The organism is Clostridium nigeriense (assembly GCF_050585265.1).
GTDB lineage: Bacteria > Bacillota > Clostridia > Clostridiales > Clostridiaceae > Clostridium > Clostridium nigeriense_B.
Genome location: NZ_JBNOOE010000004.1, coordinates 162,929 through 181,481 on the forward strand (window position 1 = coordinate 162,929; position 18,553 = coordinate 181,481).

At 26.0% G+C, this 18,553-nt stretch carries 25 protein-coding genes; 23 read left to right on the forward strand and 2 right to left on the reverse strand.

The genetic code is table 11. The features are described from left to right. The first annotated feature begins 21 nt into the window (after positions 1 to 21). The 10 genes from ACQPVP_RS05525 to ACQPVP_RS05570 all read left to right on the forward strand — a co-directional run bounded on the left by ACQPVP_RS05525 (position 22) and on the right by ACQPVP_RS05570 (position 7,857). Positions 22 to 255: a PF20097 family protein gene (locus ACQPVP_RS05525; RefSeq protein ID WP_430840491.1), complete on the forward strand. Its 234-nt coding sequence runs from the start codon at positions 22 to 24 to the stop codon at positions 253 to 255. A 70-nt stretch (positions 256 to 325) separates the two neighbouring features. After that, positions 326 to 598, forward strand: a complete 273-nt coding sequence (locus ACQPVP_RS05530) for a hypothetical protein (RefSeq protein WP_430848011.1) — start codon at positions 326 to 328, stop codon at positions 596 to 598. 49 nt (positions 599 to 647) lie between these two features. Then, positions 648 to 800 (forward strand): hypothetical protein, encoded by a 153-nt coding sequence (locus ACQPVP_RS05535; RefSeq protein WP_430840493.1) that lies wholly within the window; start codon positions 648 to 650, stop codon positions 798 to 800. A 54-nt stretch (positions 801 to 854) separates the two neighbouring features. Further along, complete coding sequence (locus tag ACQPVP_RS05540; protein ID WP_430848013.1) at positions 855 to 1,328, forward strand: hypothetical protein; 474 nt, start codon at positions 855 to 857, stop codon at positions 1,326 to 1,328. 141 nt (positions 1,329 to 1,469) lie between these two features. After that, positions 1,470 to 1,973, forward strand: coding sequence for a GNAT family N-acetyltransferase (locus ACQPVP_RS05545; protein ID WP_430840495.1), 504 nt, complete (start codon positions 1,470 to 1,472; stop codon positions 1,971 to 1,973). Positions 1,974 to 2,202: 229 nt separating this feature from the next. Beyond that, on the forward strand, positions 2,203 to 2,871 hold the full coding sequence (locus tag ACQPVP_RS05550; protein WP_430848015.1) for a response regulator transcription factor: 669 nt from the start codon (positions 2,203 to 2,205) through the stop codon (positions 2,869 to 2,871). Further along, complete coding sequence (locus ACQPVP_RS05555) at positions 2,868 to 3,896, forward strand: sensor histidine kinase (RefSeq protein WP_430848017.1); 1,029 nt, start codon at positions 2,868 to 2,870, stop codon at positions 3,894 to 3,896. Before ACQPVP_RS05550 ends, ACQPVP_RS05555 begins: the two co-directional genes overlap by 4 nt. Positions 3,897 to 4,093: 197 nt before the next feature. Continuing rightward, positions 4,094 to 4,861, forward strand: a complete 768-nt coding sequence (locus ACQPVP_RS05560) for an ABC transporter ATP-binding protein (RefSeq protein WP_430848018.1) — start codon at positions 4,094 to 4,096, stop codon at positions 4,859 to 4,861. Then, entirely contained in the window at positions 4,851 to 6,893 is a 2,043-nt protein-coding gene (locus ACQPVP_RS05565) for an FtsX-like permease family protein (protein ID WP_430848020.1), read from the forward strand. The genes ACQPVP_RS05560 and ACQPVP_RS05565 overlap by 11 nt, the downstream gene beginning before the upstream one ends. 757 nt (positions 6,894 to 7,650) lie before the next feature. After that, on the forward strand, positions 7,651 to 7,857 hold the full coding sequence (locus ACQPVP_RS05570) for a hypothetical protein (protein ID WP_430840500.1): 207 nt from the start codon (positions 7,651 to 7,653) through the stop codon (positions 7,855 to 7,857). A gap of 96 nt (positions 7,858 to 7,953) precedes the next feature. On the opposite strand, the gene ACQPVP_RS05575 is transcribed toward ACQPVP_RS05570, so the two are convergent. Further along, on the reverse strand, positions 7,954 to 9,129 hold the full coding sequence (locus tag ACQPVP_RS05575; RefSeq protein ID WP_430848022.1) for an MFS transporter: 1,176 nt from the start codon (positions 9,127 to 9,129) through the stop codon (positions 7,954 to 7,956). A gap of 179 nt (positions 9,130 to 9,308) precedes the next feature. On the opposite strand from ACQPVP_RS05575, the gene ACQPVP_RS05580 reads away from it, so the two are divergent. Next, positions 9,309 to 10,157: a MurR/RpiR family transcriptional regulator gene (locus ACQPVP_RS05580; RefSeq protein ID WP_430840502.1), complete on the forward strand. Its 849-nt coding sequence runs from the start codon at positions 9,309 to 9,311 to the stop codon at positions 10,155 to 10,157. Between the two features lie 37 nt (positions 10,158 to 10,194). Here the strand turns inward: ACQPVP_RS05580 and ACQPVP_RS05585 are convergent, their stop codons facing one another. After that, the gene (locus ACQPVP_RS05585) at positions 10,195 to 11,049 is read right to left on the reverse strand and encodes a Cof-type HAD-IIB family hydrolase (protein WP_430840575.1); all 855 of its coding nucleotides are present in this window, start codon (positions 11,047 to 11,049) and stop codon (positions 10,195 to 10,197) included. 230 nt (positions 11,050 to 11,279) lie between these two features. On the opposite strand from ACQPVP_RS05585, the gene ACQPVP_RS05590 reads away from it, so the two are divergent. The 12 genes from ACQPVP_RS05590 to ACQPVP_RS05645 all read left to right on the forward strand — a co-directional run bounded on the left by ACQPVP_RS05590 (position 11,280) and on the right by ACQPVP_RS05645 (position 18,492). Further along, a complete protein-coding gene (locus tag ACQPVP_RS05590; protein WP_430840503.1) occupies positions 11,280 to 11,531 on the forward strand; it encodes a kinase to dihydroxyacetone kinase in 252 nt (83 codons plus the stop codon). 430 nt (positions 11,532 to 11,961) lie between these two features. Next, positions 11,962 to 12,291, forward strand: coding sequence for a hypothetical protein (locus ACQPVP_RS05595; protein WP_430848024.1), 330 nt, complete (start codon positions 11,962 to 11,964; stop codon positions 12,289 to 12,291). A 292-nt stretch (positions 12,292 to 12,583) separates the two neighbouring features. Continuing rightward, a complete protein-coding gene (locus ACQPVP_RS05600) occupies positions 12,584 to 13,147 on the forward strand; it encodes an accessory gene regulator B family protein (RefSeq protein ID WP_430840505.1) in 564 nt (187 codons plus the stop codon). Continuing rightward, on the forward strand, positions 13,148 to 13,276 hold the full coding sequence (locus ACQPVP_RS05605; protein WP_430840506.1) for a hypothetical protein: 129 nt from the start codon (positions 13,148 to 13,150) through the stop codon (positions 13,274 to 13,276). A gap of 15 nt (positions 13,277 to 13,291) precedes the next feature. Continuing rightward, positions 13,292 to 14,548, forward strand: coding sequence for a sensor histidine kinase (locus tag ACQPVP_RS05610; protein ID WP_430840507.1), 1,257 nt, complete (start codon positions 13,292 to 13,294; stop codon positions 14,546 to 14,548). A gap of 189 nt (positions 14,549 to 14,737) precedes the next feature. After that, positions 14,738 to 15,217 carry a tetratricopeptide repeat protein gene (locus ACQPVP_RS05615; RefSeq protein ID WP_430848026.1) on the forward strand — a complete coding sequence of 160 codons (480 nt, stop codon included), beginning with the start codon at positions 14,738 to 14,740 and terminating at the stop codon, positions 15,215 to 15,217. A 128-nt stretch (positions 15,218 to 15,345) separates the two neighbouring features. Next, the gene (locus tag ACQPVP_RS05620) at positions 15,346 to 15,477 is read left to right on the forward strand and encodes a hypothetical protein (RefSeq protein WP_430848028.1); all 132 of its coding nucleotides are present in this window, start codon (positions 15,346 to 15,348) and stop codon (positions 15,475 to 15,477) included. 239 nt (positions 15,478 to 15,716) lie between these two features. Then, complete coding sequence (locus tag ACQPVP_RS05625; RefSeq protein WP_430848030.1) at positions 15,717 to 16,157, forward strand: ASCH domain-containing protein; 441 nt, start codon at positions 15,717 to 15,719, stop codon at positions 16,155 to 16,157. 26 nt (positions 16,158 to 16,183) lie between these two features. Next, entirely contained in the window at positions 16,184 to 17,098 is a 915-nt protein-coding gene (locus ACQPVP_RS05630; RefSeq protein WP_430840510.1) for a hypothetical protein, read from the forward strand. A 24-nt stretch (positions 17,099 to 17,122) separates the two neighbouring features. Next, the gene (locus ACQPVP_RS05635) at positions 17,123 to 17,407 is read left to right on the forward strand and encodes an HAD-IA family hydrolase (protein ID WP_430848032.1); all 285 of its coding nucleotides are present in this window, start codon (positions 17,123 to 17,125) and stop codon (positions 17,405 to 17,407) included. A 324-nt stretch (positions 17,408 to 17,731) separates the two neighbouring features. Continuing rightward, positions 17,732 to 17,974, forward strand: a complete 243-nt coding sequence (locus ACQPVP_RS05640) for a GNAT family N-acetyltransferase (RefSeq protein WP_430840512.1) — start codon at positions 17,732 to 17,734, stop codon at positions 17,972 to 17,974. A gap of 35 nt (positions 17,975 to 18,009) precedes the next feature. Continuing rightward, on the forward strand, positions 18,010 to 18,492 hold the full coding sequence (locus tag ACQPVP_RS05645) for a GNAT family N-acetyltransferase (RefSeq protein ID WP_430840513.1): 483 nt from the start codon (positions 18,010 to 18,012) through the stop codon (positions 18,490 to 18,492). The last annotated feature ends 61 nt before the right edge of the window (positions 18,493 to 18,553 follow it).

Genomic DNA, 18,553 nt, shown 5'->3' on the forward strand with positions numbered 1-18,553 from the left:
ATGGTATAAGGAGGAATCAGAGTGAAATGTCCGTTTTGTAATAAAATAATGATTGAAGGTTTTGTGTATTCAGCTAAAGAGGATATAAAATGGACTCCAAAGGATGAAAAGGTAGGGAGAGTAATAAATACTCCGAAAGATACTGAAATTTTATTAGCAAAGCTTAATTTCTTAAAAGGATGCAAAATACCTGTATATAGATGCAGTACCTGTGAGATTCAATTGATTATTGAAAAGGAATGTAATGGTAGATAATGATATGTCTTAGGGTTAAATTATAATTGTAATGTTTAATAACTTTCTAAAAATTAAATAGGAGGAGATTATGAAATTTAATAAGAAAATTTTTAATATGTCAGCATGGATAGTAGTTTTGTTAGCATATTTATTACCTTCCCATAATTATGGAGAATTTGCAAAAAACTTTGGTTATCCATTTGCTTATTTAACAATATATGATAACTCTTTAAATAAAAGATTATTATCTTCATTCTATATAAATCTTGGAACATTGCTTATAAATATATTAATTATCTACTTTATTATTTATGTAGTTCAAAAATTATTGACTAAAAAAGATAATATAAATATATATTGATTCCATTGTAAAAAGCAATATATAAATAGCAAGTTTATTGGAGGTAGCTATGGAAAGAATAAACAGAAGTTATTTGGGAGTAGGATTATGCTTTGGTGTTACTTTTGGTATAATATATAAAAATTTAGCAATTGGTATAGCAATTGGTTTAGCCATTGGAGTAGCAATAGATAACAGACAAAAGAAAAAAATAGATAAATAAAAAGTAAATCTAAATTAATGAAATAAAATTAAGTTATGCATAGAAAGAGGGAATATGAAAAATATAAGTGAAAAACGTAAAACTATAGGTGTTATAGCAGTATTAGTAGTAATAATTTTTTATCAGTTTATTAAATTGTTTAATTATAACCAATTAATAGAACAGAATGATGTCGAGTTTAGATATACATTAGATATGCTCTCTAATAGGATAGAATCAATTGAAGAAAGTAGACATAGCCAGATTGTGGATATGTCAGGATTAGCTTCTGCAACGGGTCAGGCTTATTCTGTATATAGGTCAACATCATTTTATAATAAAAATGAGCTATTAAGTGCTGCTTTAATGATGTTAAATAATAATCTAACTAATGTTAGTAATATTGAAGATGTGTTAAATGAAAATGACTTATCGATTTTGATACCTGTAATAGAAAAACTTCAAAATAATCCTTTAGATGAGAAAGTTACTGAAGAGTTTTATTATCTAGTAAGAAAACATACAGTGATAGGATCTCCCCTACCTTAAAAAGAAATAATTTGGAGTTACTGTGAACTAAAATTAATTTTTGAAAACTCAATAGTAATATATTGAAAAAAATGCTATGCTAAACTTATAATATAGTTATATTTTGGATATAAAAAATATAGAGTCAAAATGAGGAGAATTATGGAAAAAGTTATTAATATACGAAAGGTAGAAGTTAGCGATGCTAATGTATTAGCTTATATACAAACAGAATCATGGAAAAGTTCATTTAATAAAATTTTATCTAAAGAAGATTTAGATAAATACACTAATCTGGATAAAGCAATAGAATTATATAATATGTTGCTAAGTAAAAACATTGGAAATGGATTTATTATGGCAATTGATGATAACCCCCATTGTATAGCATATTGGGATAAGGCAAGAGATGAAGAAATGGAAGGATACTCAGAAATTATTTGTATTCATAGTTTATGTGATAATTGGGGAAAAGGATATGGAACAGCCATGATGGATTATATCTTAAAAGATATTAAAAATGCTGGATTTAGTAAAGTTATGTTATGGGTGTTTAAAGAAAATAGTAGAGCACGTAAATTTTATGAAAATCATGGATTTGTTTTAACAGATAAGTCTAAGAATTTTAGTGGTGCTATTGAAGTTATGTATTGCAAAGATTTATAGAAAAATAAGTATAATATATGGTGAAAAATTTAATTTAACGAATAATTTTAATATATTACTAGGATAAAATTAAATATTAAATTAGAGAGATACCGTATTATTCAAGAGAATATGCGGTATTTTTAGTGTGTATATCAAAATTATATAAATTATTTTCAACGAACATATTTTTATAAATTTATTATGAAATAACTAATAAGATAGACAAATTATAGATGGAGAGAAAAGCATGTTTACGGTAATGATAATAGATGATAATGAACAACTCCAAAATGAAATTGGAAGTGTATTAACAATAAATGGTTATTCAGTTTTAAAACCAAAAGCTTTTGACAAGATACCTGAAATAGTAAAAGAAAATAATCCGAATTTAATTTTATTAGATATAAATTTACCTAAGGATGATGGATTTAAAATATGTACAGAGATACGTAGTTTCTCAAAGATACCTATAATCTTTATAACAAGTAGAAATACAAATATAGATGAACTTATGGCAATTACTTTAGGTGGAGATGATTTTATTACGAAACCCTATAATACTCAAATACTTTTAGCGAGAATAAATGCACTTATTAAAAGAGCATATCCAAATGATACTAATTTAGATGTAATTGAGTATAGTGGTTTAAAGTTAAACATTTTAACAAGTACAATTGAACATAATGGAAGTAGTGAAGAGCTTACAAAAAATGAGTTAAAAATATTATATTACTTATTAATTAATAAAGGAAAAATTGTATCTAGGGCTGAGATAATGGAGTATTTATGGGATAGTTCAATGTTTGTAAATGATAATACACTTACAGTAAATATTACAAGAATAAGAAATAAAATAGAAGAAATAGGCATAAAAGATTTTATTAAGACTAAAAGAGGACAAGGTTATATGATATGAGATTGAAAGATTACTTAAAAAGTAAGATAGGAACAATATTCTTAAATATTATAGCTTTAATAGTTTTATCTATCTTTCTTCTTAGTATAGGTAATGAATTTGAATCAGTAAGTATAATAGTGTTCTCATGGATTATTATTTTATTTATATACTTAGCGATTGCCTATAGAAAAAGAAAGGATTATTTTGAAATAATCGAGAAATGTGTTTCAAATATAGATAAAAAATACTTAATAAGCGAAGTAGTAGAAGTGCCACCTTTCATTGAAGCAGAACCATATTATTATCTTCTAAAGAAATCAAGCAAATCTATGAGAGAAGAAATTAACAAAGAAAAATCAAGACTTAAAGATTATAAAGAATATATAGAACAGTGGATTCATGAAGTAAAAACACCTATATCTCTTATAAAGTTAATAGAAGAAAATAATAGAACAACTAAAAGTTCAGCGATACTTATGCAATTAGAAGAAATTGATAGATATGTTGAGCAAGCATTATTTTATGCAAGAAGTGAAGATGTAAATAAGGATTATCTTGTTAAGGAAATAAGTCTACAGGATTGTGTGAACAGTGTGATTACAAGAAATAAGCAAGGCTTTATTTTAAATAACATAGATATATGTATTGATAATATAGATAAAACAGTATATTGCGATAGCAAATGGCTTGAATTTATTTTGAATCAGATAATAGTAAATGCTATAAAATACAGGAATAACAAAAATCCTAAAGTTAAGGTATATGTATGTAGTATAAAAAATGGAATTAAATTAATTGTTGAAGATAATGGAATTGGTATACCTAGAGACGAGTTAGAGAGGGTATTTGAAAAAGGATTTACAGGAAATGCAGGTCGATTAAATAGTAAATCTACGGGGATTGGATTATATTTATGCAAAAAACTATGCGATAAATTAGGATTATTAATAGACATAGAATCAGAAATAGATAGTTATACAAAAGTTATTATTACTTTTCCAATAGGAAGTTTTGTAATGAAACTTACTACTCAAAAATGTTAGTAGGAGTGCACTATGTAAAAGTTCCATTAACCCAGAGCAAGTTTTGAATGTCATTTAACTTTCACTGATTAAATTAGAGATTTAGAGTGTTAATTAAGTTTTGATTTAGTAATGTTACAACATTGTCACCTAAAAGTAATATTAAATCGAATCTAGCATGTGATATATAAGTTAAAATATCTTTGAGGTGATAATCAATGAATGAAGTATTAAGAATAAGTAATATTGAGAAATACTATGGAAATAAGGGAAATATAGTTAAAGCAATTGATGATATAAGCTTTAATGTGAAAAAAGGTGAATTTGTTGGTGTAATGGGACCATCTGGATCAGGTAAGACAACACTATTAAATTTGATAGCCACAATTGATGATGTTAGTTCAGGTAATATTTATTTAGATGGAAAAGATTTAACAGAAATAAATCAAAAGAATATAGCAAAATTTAGAAGAGAAAATTTAGGATTTATATTTCAAGATTTTAACTTATTAGATACATTAACTATTCATGAAAATATAGCTTTAGCTCTTACTATAAATAAAACTAAAAAAAGTGAAATAGATAAGAAAGTTTTAGGGGTGGCAAGAGAGCTAGGAATAGAAGACTTACTTTCAAAATATCCTTATGAAATATCAGGAGGACAAAAACAAAGAACAGCTTGTGCAAGAGCATTAGTAACTAATCCAAAATTAATCTTAGCTGATGAACCAACAGGAGCACTTGATTCAAAATCAGCTCAAATGTTAATAGAGATGATATCAAATTTAAATAAAGATTTAGATGCAACAATATTAATGGTAACACATGATTCATTTACAGCTAGTTATTGTGATAGGATATTATTTATTAAGGATGGGAAAATATTTGCAGAATTAATGAAGGGTGAAAATACTAGAAGACAATTTTTCAATAAAATATTAGATGTAGTAGCATTATTAGGTGGTGATGTTAGAGGTGTACGTTAAGTTAGCCAAGGGTAATGCAAAAAAATCTATTAAAGATTATTTGATTTATTTTATAACTATAACAATATGCGTAAGTTTATTTTATGCAATTACATCACTTTCTAGTTCAAGTTATGAACTAATTACTGAAGAATCTTATAATTTTAGAGCTTTAAAATTAATATTACAATATGCAACTTATGTAATTACAGCAACTCTTATTTTACTTGTAGCTTATGTAAATAAATATATGATAAGAAGACGTAAAAGAGAATTTGCAACATATGTATTGCTTGGAGCAGAACAAAAAATTGTGGCATTTATGTTCTTTGTTGAAACGCTGATAATTGGAATTTTGGCTATAATAGCAGGAATATTTATAGGAACTTTATTTTCTCAAGCAATTACAGCTATAGTTTTAATAAGTGCAAAGCAAGAAGTAATATTTAGCCTAAAGTTATATATGGATACATTAGGAATTACATTTATATTCTTTATATCTATGTTTTTTATAATAGGATTATATAACGTTATAGTTTTAAGAAAAATAAAACTTATAGATATGTTAAATGCACATAAACAAGTTGAGTTCCAATTTAAAAGAAGTGGCAAAGTATATAGTGGAATATTTGCATTATCAGTAATTTTATATGTTATTTGTGGTAGTTGTACTATTAAATTAATGAATTTGAAAATTGATTATAGTGTAAAATCATTGATGTATGTAGGCATATCTTTAATTACTTTTATAATGGGAACTTATGCATTGTTTTATTCTATTTCTTATATAATGATATACACAAAAAATAAGTGGGTTAATTTTAAATATGAAGGAACAAATTTATTTTTAATAGGATCAATAGTATCTAAAATAAAGACAGCTCCAATATTAATGGCTACAATATCAATGACTTTTTTAGGAGCTATGATAAGTTTTATAATAACTATTGTAATGGCTCAATGGGCGCTTGGATATTTAGATATGAGGGTTCCTTATGATATAGATATAAGAAATAATTATAGTACAAGCTTTTTGAAAGAAGTTAATATAGATGGTGTTAAAGAGCTACCTAAGTTAGATTATAGTGATGTTATAGATTACTTAAACAATAATGGATATGATGTAAAAAGTTACTGCCAGGTAGAAAAATATATTGTAAATGCAAATAATGAATCAATTTTAGCAATTAGATTAAGTGACTTTAATAAGCTAAGAAGTATGTTAGGATATGAAGAAATGGAGCTTAAAGATAATGAGTTCACTACTCAATGGCATAATGCTACTAAAGATGAAGTAATAAATAATTATGTAAGTAAAAATCCAAGTTTGAATATTAGAGGAGAAATATATAATATTAGCGGTAATTCAGCTTATAAAGAATCTATTGGAGAAGGAATTTATAGGAGTACAGAGAATATTATAATTTTGCCAGATAAAGTATGTGATAATCTTGATTTTGTAGAAACTAATTTTGTAGCTAATATTGAAAATGAAATGAGTTATGAAGAGGCTAATTATTTTCAAAGTAACTATATAAATGATTGGTTTATAAAAAATAATTCTGAGTTTGTAAAAAAATATAGTACCGAAGGGGACATGACATTTAGAGTAATTGATCCAAGAATTAAATCCCTAGAAACTAATAATATTTTAAATACAACTTTAGCTATGAGAATACTTGGTATATATTTGGGAGTAGTACTTTTAATGATAAGCTTAACTATTTTATCACTTAGCCAACTTTCAGATTCCATTGAGCATAAGGATAGGTTTAATGTGCTTAGAAAATTAGGTATTGAAGAAAATGAAGTAAATAAGATTATTTTAAAACAAATTTCAGTATATTTTATAGTTCCTATTACTATAGCAATAATTGGGGTCTCAATATTTATATATAATTATTATCTGTTTTATAAGAATATAATCACAGTTTTTGTTGGAGATAAAACATTTATTTTAAGCTCGATCTTTGGAGTTGCTTTAATGCTTGGTGTTTATATATGTTACTTTGGAGGAACCTATTATACTTTTAAGAGAAATGTTAATAATTAAATTGGGGGCTCTCATGGCCCAAAAACTCAGTTAAACTATAGATTTCCTAAGTGAAATATCAACAAGATAACTGTTAAAATTATAAATATTATTTAAATTATTTAGGTTTATTTTTTATAAAAATTTGATATAATATAAGTAAGAATTCAAATTTATTATTTGGACATTCGTGCTTACACAGAGGTGTAAATAAGAAAAGCTTAGTGCGTCAACACTAAGCAATCCTTAGAACATTTATTTTGTTTTAGGGCTATTGAATGAATTAAATAATTTAATTAAGATGAAAGCACACTATTTTTAGCGGAATGGGTGCTTTCTTTCTTTGCCATCAACCTCTATATGAATTCCAAGAAAATTAATCTTGATAATTAATTTAGAAATAAAAAGATTATGTTTTAAGATTAATCTTATAATATAAATAACAGAAATGCTTTTTATAATTAATTCTAGCATATTCAATACCACCCCCTAACTACGATGAGATATCACCAATAGTCCTAGGGAGATAAAACGTTCAAAACCTCCGTAGCCATTCTCTACGGTATTTCAAAATATTACTTTAGAATTATACCATATTTAGGCATGAATATTACAAGAAATAAATAGTAAATTATAAAGTCAATATGTTATAATGATGAAACTCACTACTTACATATGTTAGTAGAAGTAATTTCCACTAGCTAAATCAGAGATTTAGAGTGTCAGTTAAATTCTAATTTTATGTTGATATATAGAGAAATTTTAAGGAGAGATTTTTATGAGGATATGTTCTGAATGTAATACAGAAATGGTTGAAGGACTTAATTTAATTGGGGGATTTCATGGTGAAAAGATTCAGTTAAGTGATAGATTACCTAAAGGAAATATGAATAAAATAACTGTTAAGGCGGCAGTTTGTCCAAAGTGTGGGTATATATTTTTTTATACAGATGACATCGAGAATGTTAAAAAGCTAGTGAAGTAAATTAGAGGCATATATTTATTTTTAAGGATAAGTTTAGCCTTAGCTAGTGATATTAATAGCTAAGGCTTTTTATTTAAGTAAAAATAACCTAAAGAACTATGATTTATTATTAGAATTTTTGCATACTTTGTTAACTTTTTCTGTCAATATAAGCATAAGTATCATTAATATCAATATAAAATATGGTAAAATTTCAAATCCAACAACTTGTGATAGTGCACCGAATAAAGGTGGCATAAAAGTACTTCCAACATATGCAGTAGCCATCTGTATTCCCATTATTCCTTGAGATAATTCTTTTCCAAATCTATTTGGAGTTTCATGTAGCATAGCTGGATAAATAGGAGCACAACCAAGACCTATTGATATTAATCCTATTAACTGAATATTGCTTGAGTAAGTTATACTTAATAAAATTCCTCCAATAATACAAATAACTTGTCCTATTCTTAGCATTTGCTTATTATTTAATTTAATAGATATAAAACCAGCTAAGAATCTACCTATAGTAATACCTAAATAATATAATGATACCCATTTTGCTGCTATTTTGGCAGATAAACCATTGCTTATAACTAAATAAGAGCTAACCCATAAACCTGTAGTAAGTTCTACTGCACAATAGCAAAAAAATGATATAAGTGCAGGCTTGGCGCCAGGTAAGTTAATTAAAGTAGAGATTTTTACTTCTTTAGTATTACTAATTTCTTCATTGCTATCAATATCAAACTTTTTCCATAATGGCAGAGAGATAAATAGACATATAACTAACACAGCTTGAATACTACCTATAGTAGCGTATCCAAGTCTCCAACCATTTTCTTTTAACAAATAAACAGACATTATAAATGGTCCTGTTGTAGCACCTACTCCCCAAAAACAATGAAGCCAGTTCATATGTTTAGCTTTATAATGTAATGCTACAAAATTATTCAAGGCAGAGTCTACAGCCCCAGCACCTAATCCTAATGGTATTCCAAGTAAGCATATCCATATAAAGCTAGGGGAAAAATAAACTCCTAACAAGCCTATAGCTGTTAAAAATACACTAAAGGTTGTAACTTTACCAGTTCCAAACTTTCTTATAAATTTTTCGCTAAAGAAACTTGATATAATTGTGCCACCTGAAATTATCATTGTAACTAGTCCTGCATATGATATAGGAACATTTAAGTCTTGGTGAATCATTGGCCAAGCTGATCCTAATATTGCATCAGGTAGTCCTAAACTAATAAAAGATATATAGATTATTAGTAGTAGTAATGTTAACATTTCTTGTCCTCCTTCATAAGTAGAAATAGATATAATTTTTAAAACTTAATAATAGTGAATATATTAAATAAATACAGTAATAAAGTGATATTTAGTAAGATTGAATAGCAATAGATTTTATATTATAATTATATTCCATATATTAGTATAGAAAATTGGAGAAATATAAGGAGATTATAATGAACATTTTTAACAAATTAAGTAATACTAAAAATCTAACTAATAATGAAAAACAGATAGTAGATTTTATTTTAGAAAATCCAAATAAGTTTTTAAATATGAGTTCTGATGCAATTTGTAAAGAATGTTTTGTTTCAACAACTACATTATATCGTCTTTGTCAAAAATTAGATATCTCAGGATTATCTGAGCTTAAAGTTAAAATATCTGGTGCAATAAATAGTTATCTAAAAGAAAATAAGGAATTTGATTTTGACTTCCCCGTTAAACAAAATCAAACTCATTATGAAATACTTACAAAAATCAGAGAAGACTATGATCAAACCATACTTTCAACATTCAATCTTTTTAATCTTGATCAGTTGAAATTGGCTGTTAAAGCTATGAAAAAAGCAAAGCAAATTGATGTTTATACTTCAGCAGGAAATATATTTTTTGCTGAAAATTTTAAGTTTCAAATGCAAGAAATCGGGATTAACATTAATGTGCCTATAGAAGAATATAATCAAAGATTAGTAGCTTCATGTAGTGATGAAACACATATGGCTATATTAATATCCTTTGGTGGTAGAGGAATTTTAGTTAATAAACTTGCAAAAACTCTAAAGAATAATGAAACACCAATATTATTAATATCATCAACTGAAGAGAATCCAATGATGGCTCTTTCAGATTATCAATTATATTTATGCTCTAATGAAAATCATTATAATAAAATATCATCTTTCTCTACTAGATTATCTTTGCTATATATTTTAGATATTTTATTTGCTTGCTACTTTGAAACTGATTATGATAATAATCTAAAAAATAAATTACGATATTATAAAAAACTAAGTGAATTTTAATTTATATATAATAGGCTGTCTTTGTACAGCCTTTAGTTCACTTACAAAATACCTCTGGCATATGTTTACGTAATGATACTGCAATACCATTCTCTTCATTAGATAAGGTAACTTCATCTGCTATAGCTTTTAATTCTTCTACAGCGTTATCCATTGCTACTCCTATACCAGCATATTTAATAATTGAAGCATCATTATGACCGTCCCCAAAAGCAATCATTTCTTCTTTAGTATAGCCCATAGGAATCAATACTGTGTCTAGTGCCTTAGCTTTATCTATCCCATTAGCAGTAAACTCAAAGTAGAAAGGTGCTGTAAACATACAGCTTAATTTATCTTTAAATGGTTCCATAATAGATTTATAGTTTTCTTTTAAATACTCTGGATCTCCAGCAATTAAAATCTTGTTTAGTGGATAATCAGCAAAGGAAGCTAAGTCATCTTTTTCGCATAGCTTAAACTTTCCTCCTCTGGCTTCATATTGAATTATATTAAAGGGAGCACCATTAACTTCTATTTCATTATCAAAAACATCATTTACATACATGTAGGTATCCTTAATAATCATAGGCTTAACATGGAAATTTTTCATATGTTCTAAAACTGCTTGTCCATCTTTAACTGTCATAGTTTCGTTAAATAAAATATTGTTAGTTTCACAATCAATAACCATAGAACCATTATATGAAACTAAAAGTCCATGATGATGTTCCATCTCTAGTTCTTTAGCAAAATCTATTAATCCAGAAGTAGGTCTTCCAGATGCTAAAATTAATATAGCTCCATTTTCTTGTGCTTTAATTAATGTTTCTTTAGTTTCTTCAGGTATTAATTTTTTACTGTTAGTTAAAGTCCCATCAACATCCATTATTATTACTTTTATACTCATAATGCTATTTCATCCTTTCATATTTTTCTTCGATAAATAAAGTATAGACTTTAAATTTAGTTAATTAAATATAGGAGAGTGGTAAAGAATTATTTTTTCATTTTATAGATTTTATAATTAATATTTATGAAAAATTCTTTTCAATTTATTAGTAGGCATATCCGAAATATTTTGTTAATAAAGCTAAAGGATGTATAATGTTATTAAAAATGAAATTGAAAGGAAAATGAATTATGCTTGAATATAAATTTGATACTCAGTTATTAATTGAAGGACATGATCTTTCAGAAGATGAAATTAATGAATATATAACTAAGAACTTTGAAGGGGATTGTTTACTTGCAGTTGGTGATGAGGATTTAATAAAGATTCACTATCATACTAATGAACCATGGAAATTAATTGAGTATGCTGCTTCATTAGGAGATATTTTTGACGTTGTTATAGAGAATATGGAACGCCAAGAAAATGGGTTACAAGGTTAGATAATATAGAGAGGTATATTTAACTAGTTGTAATTTTTATATTATTTTAATAAGATGTCTAGTTTGGCATCTTATTTTTTTACTCTTTAGGAAATTATAAAAGTGTTACCCTGTGAATAAGGTTTTATAATTTCCATCCTTTAGCTCTGAAGTGATTCTATTAATTTTGCGATGACTTGGAGCGAATGCGGCGGAATAAGCAAAATTATATAGAATTACTTTTTTATACGAGAAATTTATAAAAAGATTATCCTGTGAATAACTTCTTATAAATTTAATCATTCAGCTTTAAAGTAAGTTTTATATTAAATAATATATTAGTATAAAATAGAGAAATAAGCATTTTACATAATCATAAATTAGGAACTATTATGTAACCTTCTGAATATATTAAATATATAAATGAAAAAGAAGGTGATGAATATGTCTAATGGATATAATAACTGGGAGAGATGGGAGAGACGGGATAGAGATGACAGAAGAGATAGATGTGACAAAGATGATAGACATGACAGAAAAGATAGATGCGACAAAGATGATAGACATGATAGATGTGATAGGCATGACAGAAAAGATAGATGCGATAGAGATGATAGAAGAGATAGATGTGACAGGCATGACAGACATGACAGACATGACAGAAAAGATAGATGCGACAAAGATGATAGAAAAGACAGATGCCACAGGGAAGATAGATGCTGTAGATGTCGAAGATGTTGTAGATGTTGTAGATCCTAGTATCAATCAATTCATCAAATAGTAATGTTATTTTATACCGTATTATTCAAAAAAATATACGGAACTTTTTAATGTAACTATTTTGATTTATTATGATAGATAAGCATATCATATATGATAAATTTTAAAAATTATTTTAGAGTGTATCCGTTTATGTTGATACACTCTTTTTTCTTAGAAAATTAGTTAGAATTTAAAAATATTTTTTATTTTATTTATATTTAATTTACGTAATTAATCATATGGAATAATTTATATAATTACTGTATAATATGGATATAATAGAAAAATAAAGATTGAGGGATTATTTTAGGATGATTGAAAGATTTATATATAAATTTGTAGAGGATTTAGGTGAATATAATAATTACAGTAATGAACAAATAGAGCAAGTTAAATATACTTTAAAATCTATAATATTTGAAGTAATTAAACTTTCACTTACTATTATTGTTTTTTCAATTTTAGGATATTTTAAAGAAAGTTTAGTTACCATTTTAGTAATGTGTATTACAAAGCCTTTTATTGGTGGGTATCATGAGGATACACAAGTAAAATGTTTTATAGCAACTTTAATATTAGTATTTTTTATAATATTTTTATCTGGATATAGAAGATTAAATTTAATGAGTTGCATTATATTAAACTTATTAAGTGTATTTTCTGTTTATAATAAAGCTCCAGTTATAGATGATAGAATGCCTATTACTAGAGAAGATCTTATTAAAAGAAATAGAATAATTGGAATTAGCAGTACTTTAATATTAGCTATAGTATCAATTGTTTTATATAAAATTACATGGGCATCTCAAATAATAGTCTGGACAATATTAGTACAAGCTATGTTGATGTTTAATAAATATAAGGAGGTGAAATAAATGAAAATTAAGAAGTATTTAGGATCATTTGCATTATTTTTAACAGCAATAATAACTACTACAGGAACTGCATCTCTACTTACTGTAGGAATAGAAGAAATGCCAGAATCAATAAAAAAACTAAGATAAAGGAACCTTAAAAGAATGAATGTAGGATTTTTTGATATTATAAGTAGTTTTATTCAAACCATTATGACTTTTAGTGTAGTAAATTATTGCCTTGATAAAGAGTATAAAAAGAGTAAGTATCAATTATCCATATTAATAACATTAATAACTTTAATTATTATAGTAGTAACGAATTTAATGGGTAATTATAGTTTGTCAGCAATAATACTTCATATTATTATGATTTCATTAATTATTATTTCATATAAAGGAGATAAATTAGGAGGAATTATTGCATTTAGCATAACATACTTAATAATGGGTATTACTGCAATAATAAGTATTAGTTTATTTTTGTTATTTTTAAACAATGTAAGTAGTAAATATATTAATTTGATAACAATAATATTTATGATATTTCCTCAATATATAGTTTCTGTGTTAGTATTAATAAATATGAAGTTTATTTATAGAATATATATGACTGTAAAATCAAGAGTTTCATCTATATTTACTTTGCTAATTATTACAGTATCAGTAGATTTCATAATTTCATTTTTCCGTATTTATAATGATCAAGATAATCCAATATTTAAAGAAATAGTGTTTACTTTGCTAGGTGCATTTATTATTTTTATTACACTGTATTTTGCAAATGTAGATAAAAAATCTAATGAAATACTTAGTTTAAATAGAGAATTGGAAAAAAAGATTAATGAACTTAAGAAGATAAAGCATGATTATGGATCACAAATTTCATATTTGTATGGTGCATATCTAATGGGAAATAATGAAAAATTAGGAGAGCTATTAAGGGGAATAATTGAGGGACATGATATTTCATCTCAGGTTAAAGTATTAAGCTCTGAAGATTCCCTTATAGCTCAAGTAGTGAATACAACTGATTTAAAAAATATAGATATTTTAATTGATGAAAAGGCAAAACTAGAAGATACCAATATAAGTGAACTAGATCTTCAAAGAATTATTTCTAATATAGTCAGAAATTCTATTGAAGCTCTAAATGGAAGAGGATTATTAATGATTAAAAGTTATTATAGCTTTAATCATGTAATAATAAGCATTCAAAATAATGGACCGGAAATAGAAAAACATATAATTGAGAGAATTTTTGAAGAAGGATTTTCAACTAAAGATAATAAAAATGGGGATAATGGATTTGGTTTATACATAGTAAAAGAAATGATTGAAAAGTATAACGGTACTATAAGTGTAAATAGTAGTGAAGAATTAACTAGCTTTAATATAAAGTTACCATTAAATATTGAATAATAATGTACAGAATAGAAGATTTTAAAAGATAAAGTTAATATAAATTATAAAATTGAGGATAGATATTTTGAAGTATATCTATGCCTCAATTTTTTATACAAGAATTAATTCCAAAATATGTATTTATAGTATATAATTACATTGTAGGAAGTGTTTTTAGTAATAAAATCTTGATGGGGTGTAAATTTAATGTATGAAGAAGAAATTAAAAAAATAGAAGAGTATAGAAAAAGCGGAAGAGATGAAGAAGCTGAAGAGTTATTAAGATTTTTTATAAAGAAAGATCCTAAAAATTCAAAGTTAAATTACCACATGGCATGTACACTAGATAATCATGGTAAAGAAGATGAGGCTGTTCAGTATTATGAAAATGCCATTTCTAATTCGTTAGGTACAGAAGATTTACTGGGAGCTTTACTTGGTCTTGGGTCTTCCTTAAAAGTTTTAGGAAGATTAGAAGAAAGTAATTCTGTTTTTTTAGAAGCAATGAGACAATTTCCAGAAAAGAAAGAACTACTAGTATTTCATGCATTAACTCTTTTTGAAATGAAGGAATATGAAGTATCATTTAGTGAATTAATAGGAGTATTACTAGAAACTACAAAAGATGAAGGGATTTTAAACTACAGAAAAGCAATCGAGTCTTACAAAAAGGAAATTTCAAAATAAATATGGTATAAAAATAATTATAGTTGTAGAAATAAAGCAGAAATATAAAAAAACTCCACATAATAGAACAATTATGTAATGTAGTGAATATATTAGAGTATACAAAAGAGGAGGGATTTATATGTTTTTTGGCTTTAATGGCTGCTGTGGATTTGGAAATGGATGTTGCGGTTTTGGATTTAATAGATGCCGTAGATTTAATAGATGCTGCGGCTTTAACAGATGCTGCAGAGGTTTTTGGTTCTAATAATAAGAACTAATACCAATTTCATATAAATATAATTTTAGTACCGTATTATTTAGAGATTAATAGTACGGTATTTCTTTTTATATATAAGAATGGAAGGATAGAAGGGGACTTGGAAAGTATAAGATAAAGAAAATATTTTTGATGATTTAAAAAGTAGAAATAAAATTTAAATAACTTACGATTGAATTGATGAACCTTATCAATAAAATTATGCGAGTTAGATAAATAGGAAAGGTTTGGAGAGTTATTATGAATGCGGAAGAAATGTGGATTGAATATAAAAAGATAAATGATAGTATTAAAGACGAATATGAAGCCTGGGCCTTTGGAGTTGATGCTGATTTACTTGCGGATTTAGTTTTAAGAGGTGAAAAAACAGCAACAGCTTCTGCATATCCATTATATGCAATAGAAAATGAACCTTTGCCTAAGGTTGGTGAATATAGTATTATCTTAGATTCTAAAAATAATGCTATGTGTATTATTAAAACAACAAAAGTTTACGTAGAAGAATTCAAAGAAATAAGTGAGGAACATGCTTTTAAGGAAGGCGAAGGGGATAAGTCACTATCTTATTGGAGAAAATGTCACAAAGATTTTTTTACAATGTGTATGACTGAAGTTGGCAAAGAATTTAATGAAGATATGAAAGTTGTGTGTGAAGAATTTAAAGTCGTATTCACAATTTAAATTAGAAATTTAAAGGGAGGAAAGTGATGGATTATTATACACGTGCAAAAAAATTTATATTAAAGAATGCAAGACCCCTTGATATGGCAAGATGGAACTACTTATTTGAAAATGGAAGTAAGGAAGATGTTATTAGTATTTTAAAGACATACCAAAATATTGATGGTGGATTTGCCAATGCACTTGAGCCTGATTGCTGGAATATTAATTCAACACCTTTGCAAACATGGGTAGCAACTCAAATCATTAAAGAAATTAATTTAGATGATAAAACACATACAATAATAAAAGGAATTTTAGATTATTTATCCTCTAATAATGAATTTGATGGACATAGATGGAATGGTTTAAATACAGTAGCAGCAAATGATAATTATCCTCATGCACCTTGGTGGTCTTATAGTCAAAATCAAGAATTAACATATAATCCTACGGCAAGTCTAATAGGTTTTATATTGAAATATGCAGAAAAAGATACTGTTATATATAAGTCAGCATGTGAGTTATCAAAAGAAGCTTATAATTATTTTAAAAAGAATTTTCCTTTAGAATCTATGCATGAAAGTGCTTGTTTTATAGAATTATACGAGTACATGAAAGAATGCTCTATTTGCAATTTATTGAATATGGAAGAATTTAAAAAATTATTACAAAAGCAAATTAAACAAGTTATAACATATGACACTAAAAGATGGAGCACTGATTATATATGCAAACCATCATTGTTCATAAACAGTAAATCAAGTGATTTCTATTTGGAAAATAAGGATATATGTGACTTTGAATACCAATTTATTTTAAATACTCAAAATAATGATGGTACTTGGAAAGTTACATGGGATTGGAATAATTATCTTGAAGAATGGGCTATAAGTAAAAATTGGTGGAAGTCAGATATTATTATAAAAAATATTAAGTACATTAAGAAACTTGATTATTAAATTCCAATTTATAGAGGAGATAAAATGAAAATAGGAATAATAACAGATATACATAACAATGTTGATGCATTAAAGATAATCCCAAAATTAAAAGCAAAATATAAGCTTGCAATAGTTTCTGATGAATGGCCATCTTTAAGAGATGTTTATGAGAATAAAGATCTATATAATTATTTTGATTCCTTTATAATTTCATCAGTTTTAGGAATCATAAAGCCAAATGAAAAAATGTATCTAAAGGCTTTAGAGGAGCTTAATATTTTACCAGAAGAAGCAGTATTTATAGATGATAATATTATTAACTGCTAAGGGGCTATGAAACTAGGAATTAATGGAGTATTACTATGCAGAAATAAATTGCAATATTTCATATACAAATTGGTTAGCATAGGAAAGGATTATGAAGTAATTAATGACCTTGAAGAATTAATAAAAATATTATTTAGGAAAGTTAGATTTTATAAATGAAGGGTATGAATAAAAGATAGAATTCTATATTTTTAGTTTATCCAAAACATAATAATTCTAATGTATATAGGATATTTATATGAGAAAAATAGGGGGTTAGAAGAGGAATGGTAAAAATGCAAGGAAAAAATATTTCTTTAGAGCTATATACTAAAGAGAGATGTCATGAATTTTGGAGTAATTATAGCTGATAAAAGATATTGGAGAAAAGGTATTGCCTACACAGCAATAAATGTAGTAACAAAATATATCTTTGATAATATGGCTATCGATAGAATATATATTGAAACTGGCGAAACTAATAAACCTGCATTAAATTTATTTGATAAACTTGGTTTTAATAAATGTGGAGAGGTCATTGAAGATAATGATTTTAAGTTCACAATTATGGAAAAATATTACTGTTAATTTAAAATAGTATTAAATTAGGAGTTGAGGATATAATGTTTGAAACTAAAAGATTAATACTAAGGAGTTTTCGAGATACTGATATTGATGAATTGTTCGATTATAGAAATAACTATGAATGTAAAAAGTATCAAAGATATGATGATACGTCTAAAAATTACCTTATAAATTTGATTAATGTAAATAAAAATATAGTATTTCTTTCAGAAGCAGAACAACATTTGGCAATTACATTAAAAACAGGTGAATTAATAGGGGATTTGTCTATTTTCTTTAAAAATAGGACAATAACTATTGGATATACAATTTCATATAAGTATCAGAGAAATGGATATGCTTATGAAATTTTATCGAATTTAATTAAAGAAATTCATGATAAATATAAGAATTATGAAATTGTAGCTATGACAGAAAAAGGGAATGAAGCAAGTATTAATTTATTGAAAAAATTAGGTTTTTCAAATGAAGGGTATGAAGAAAAGATAGAATCTTATATTTTTAGTTTATATGCAACGTAATAAATGCAACATAGCTAGAATATTTAGAGAGTAAGATATAGGAATTTATAAGAGGAGTTTA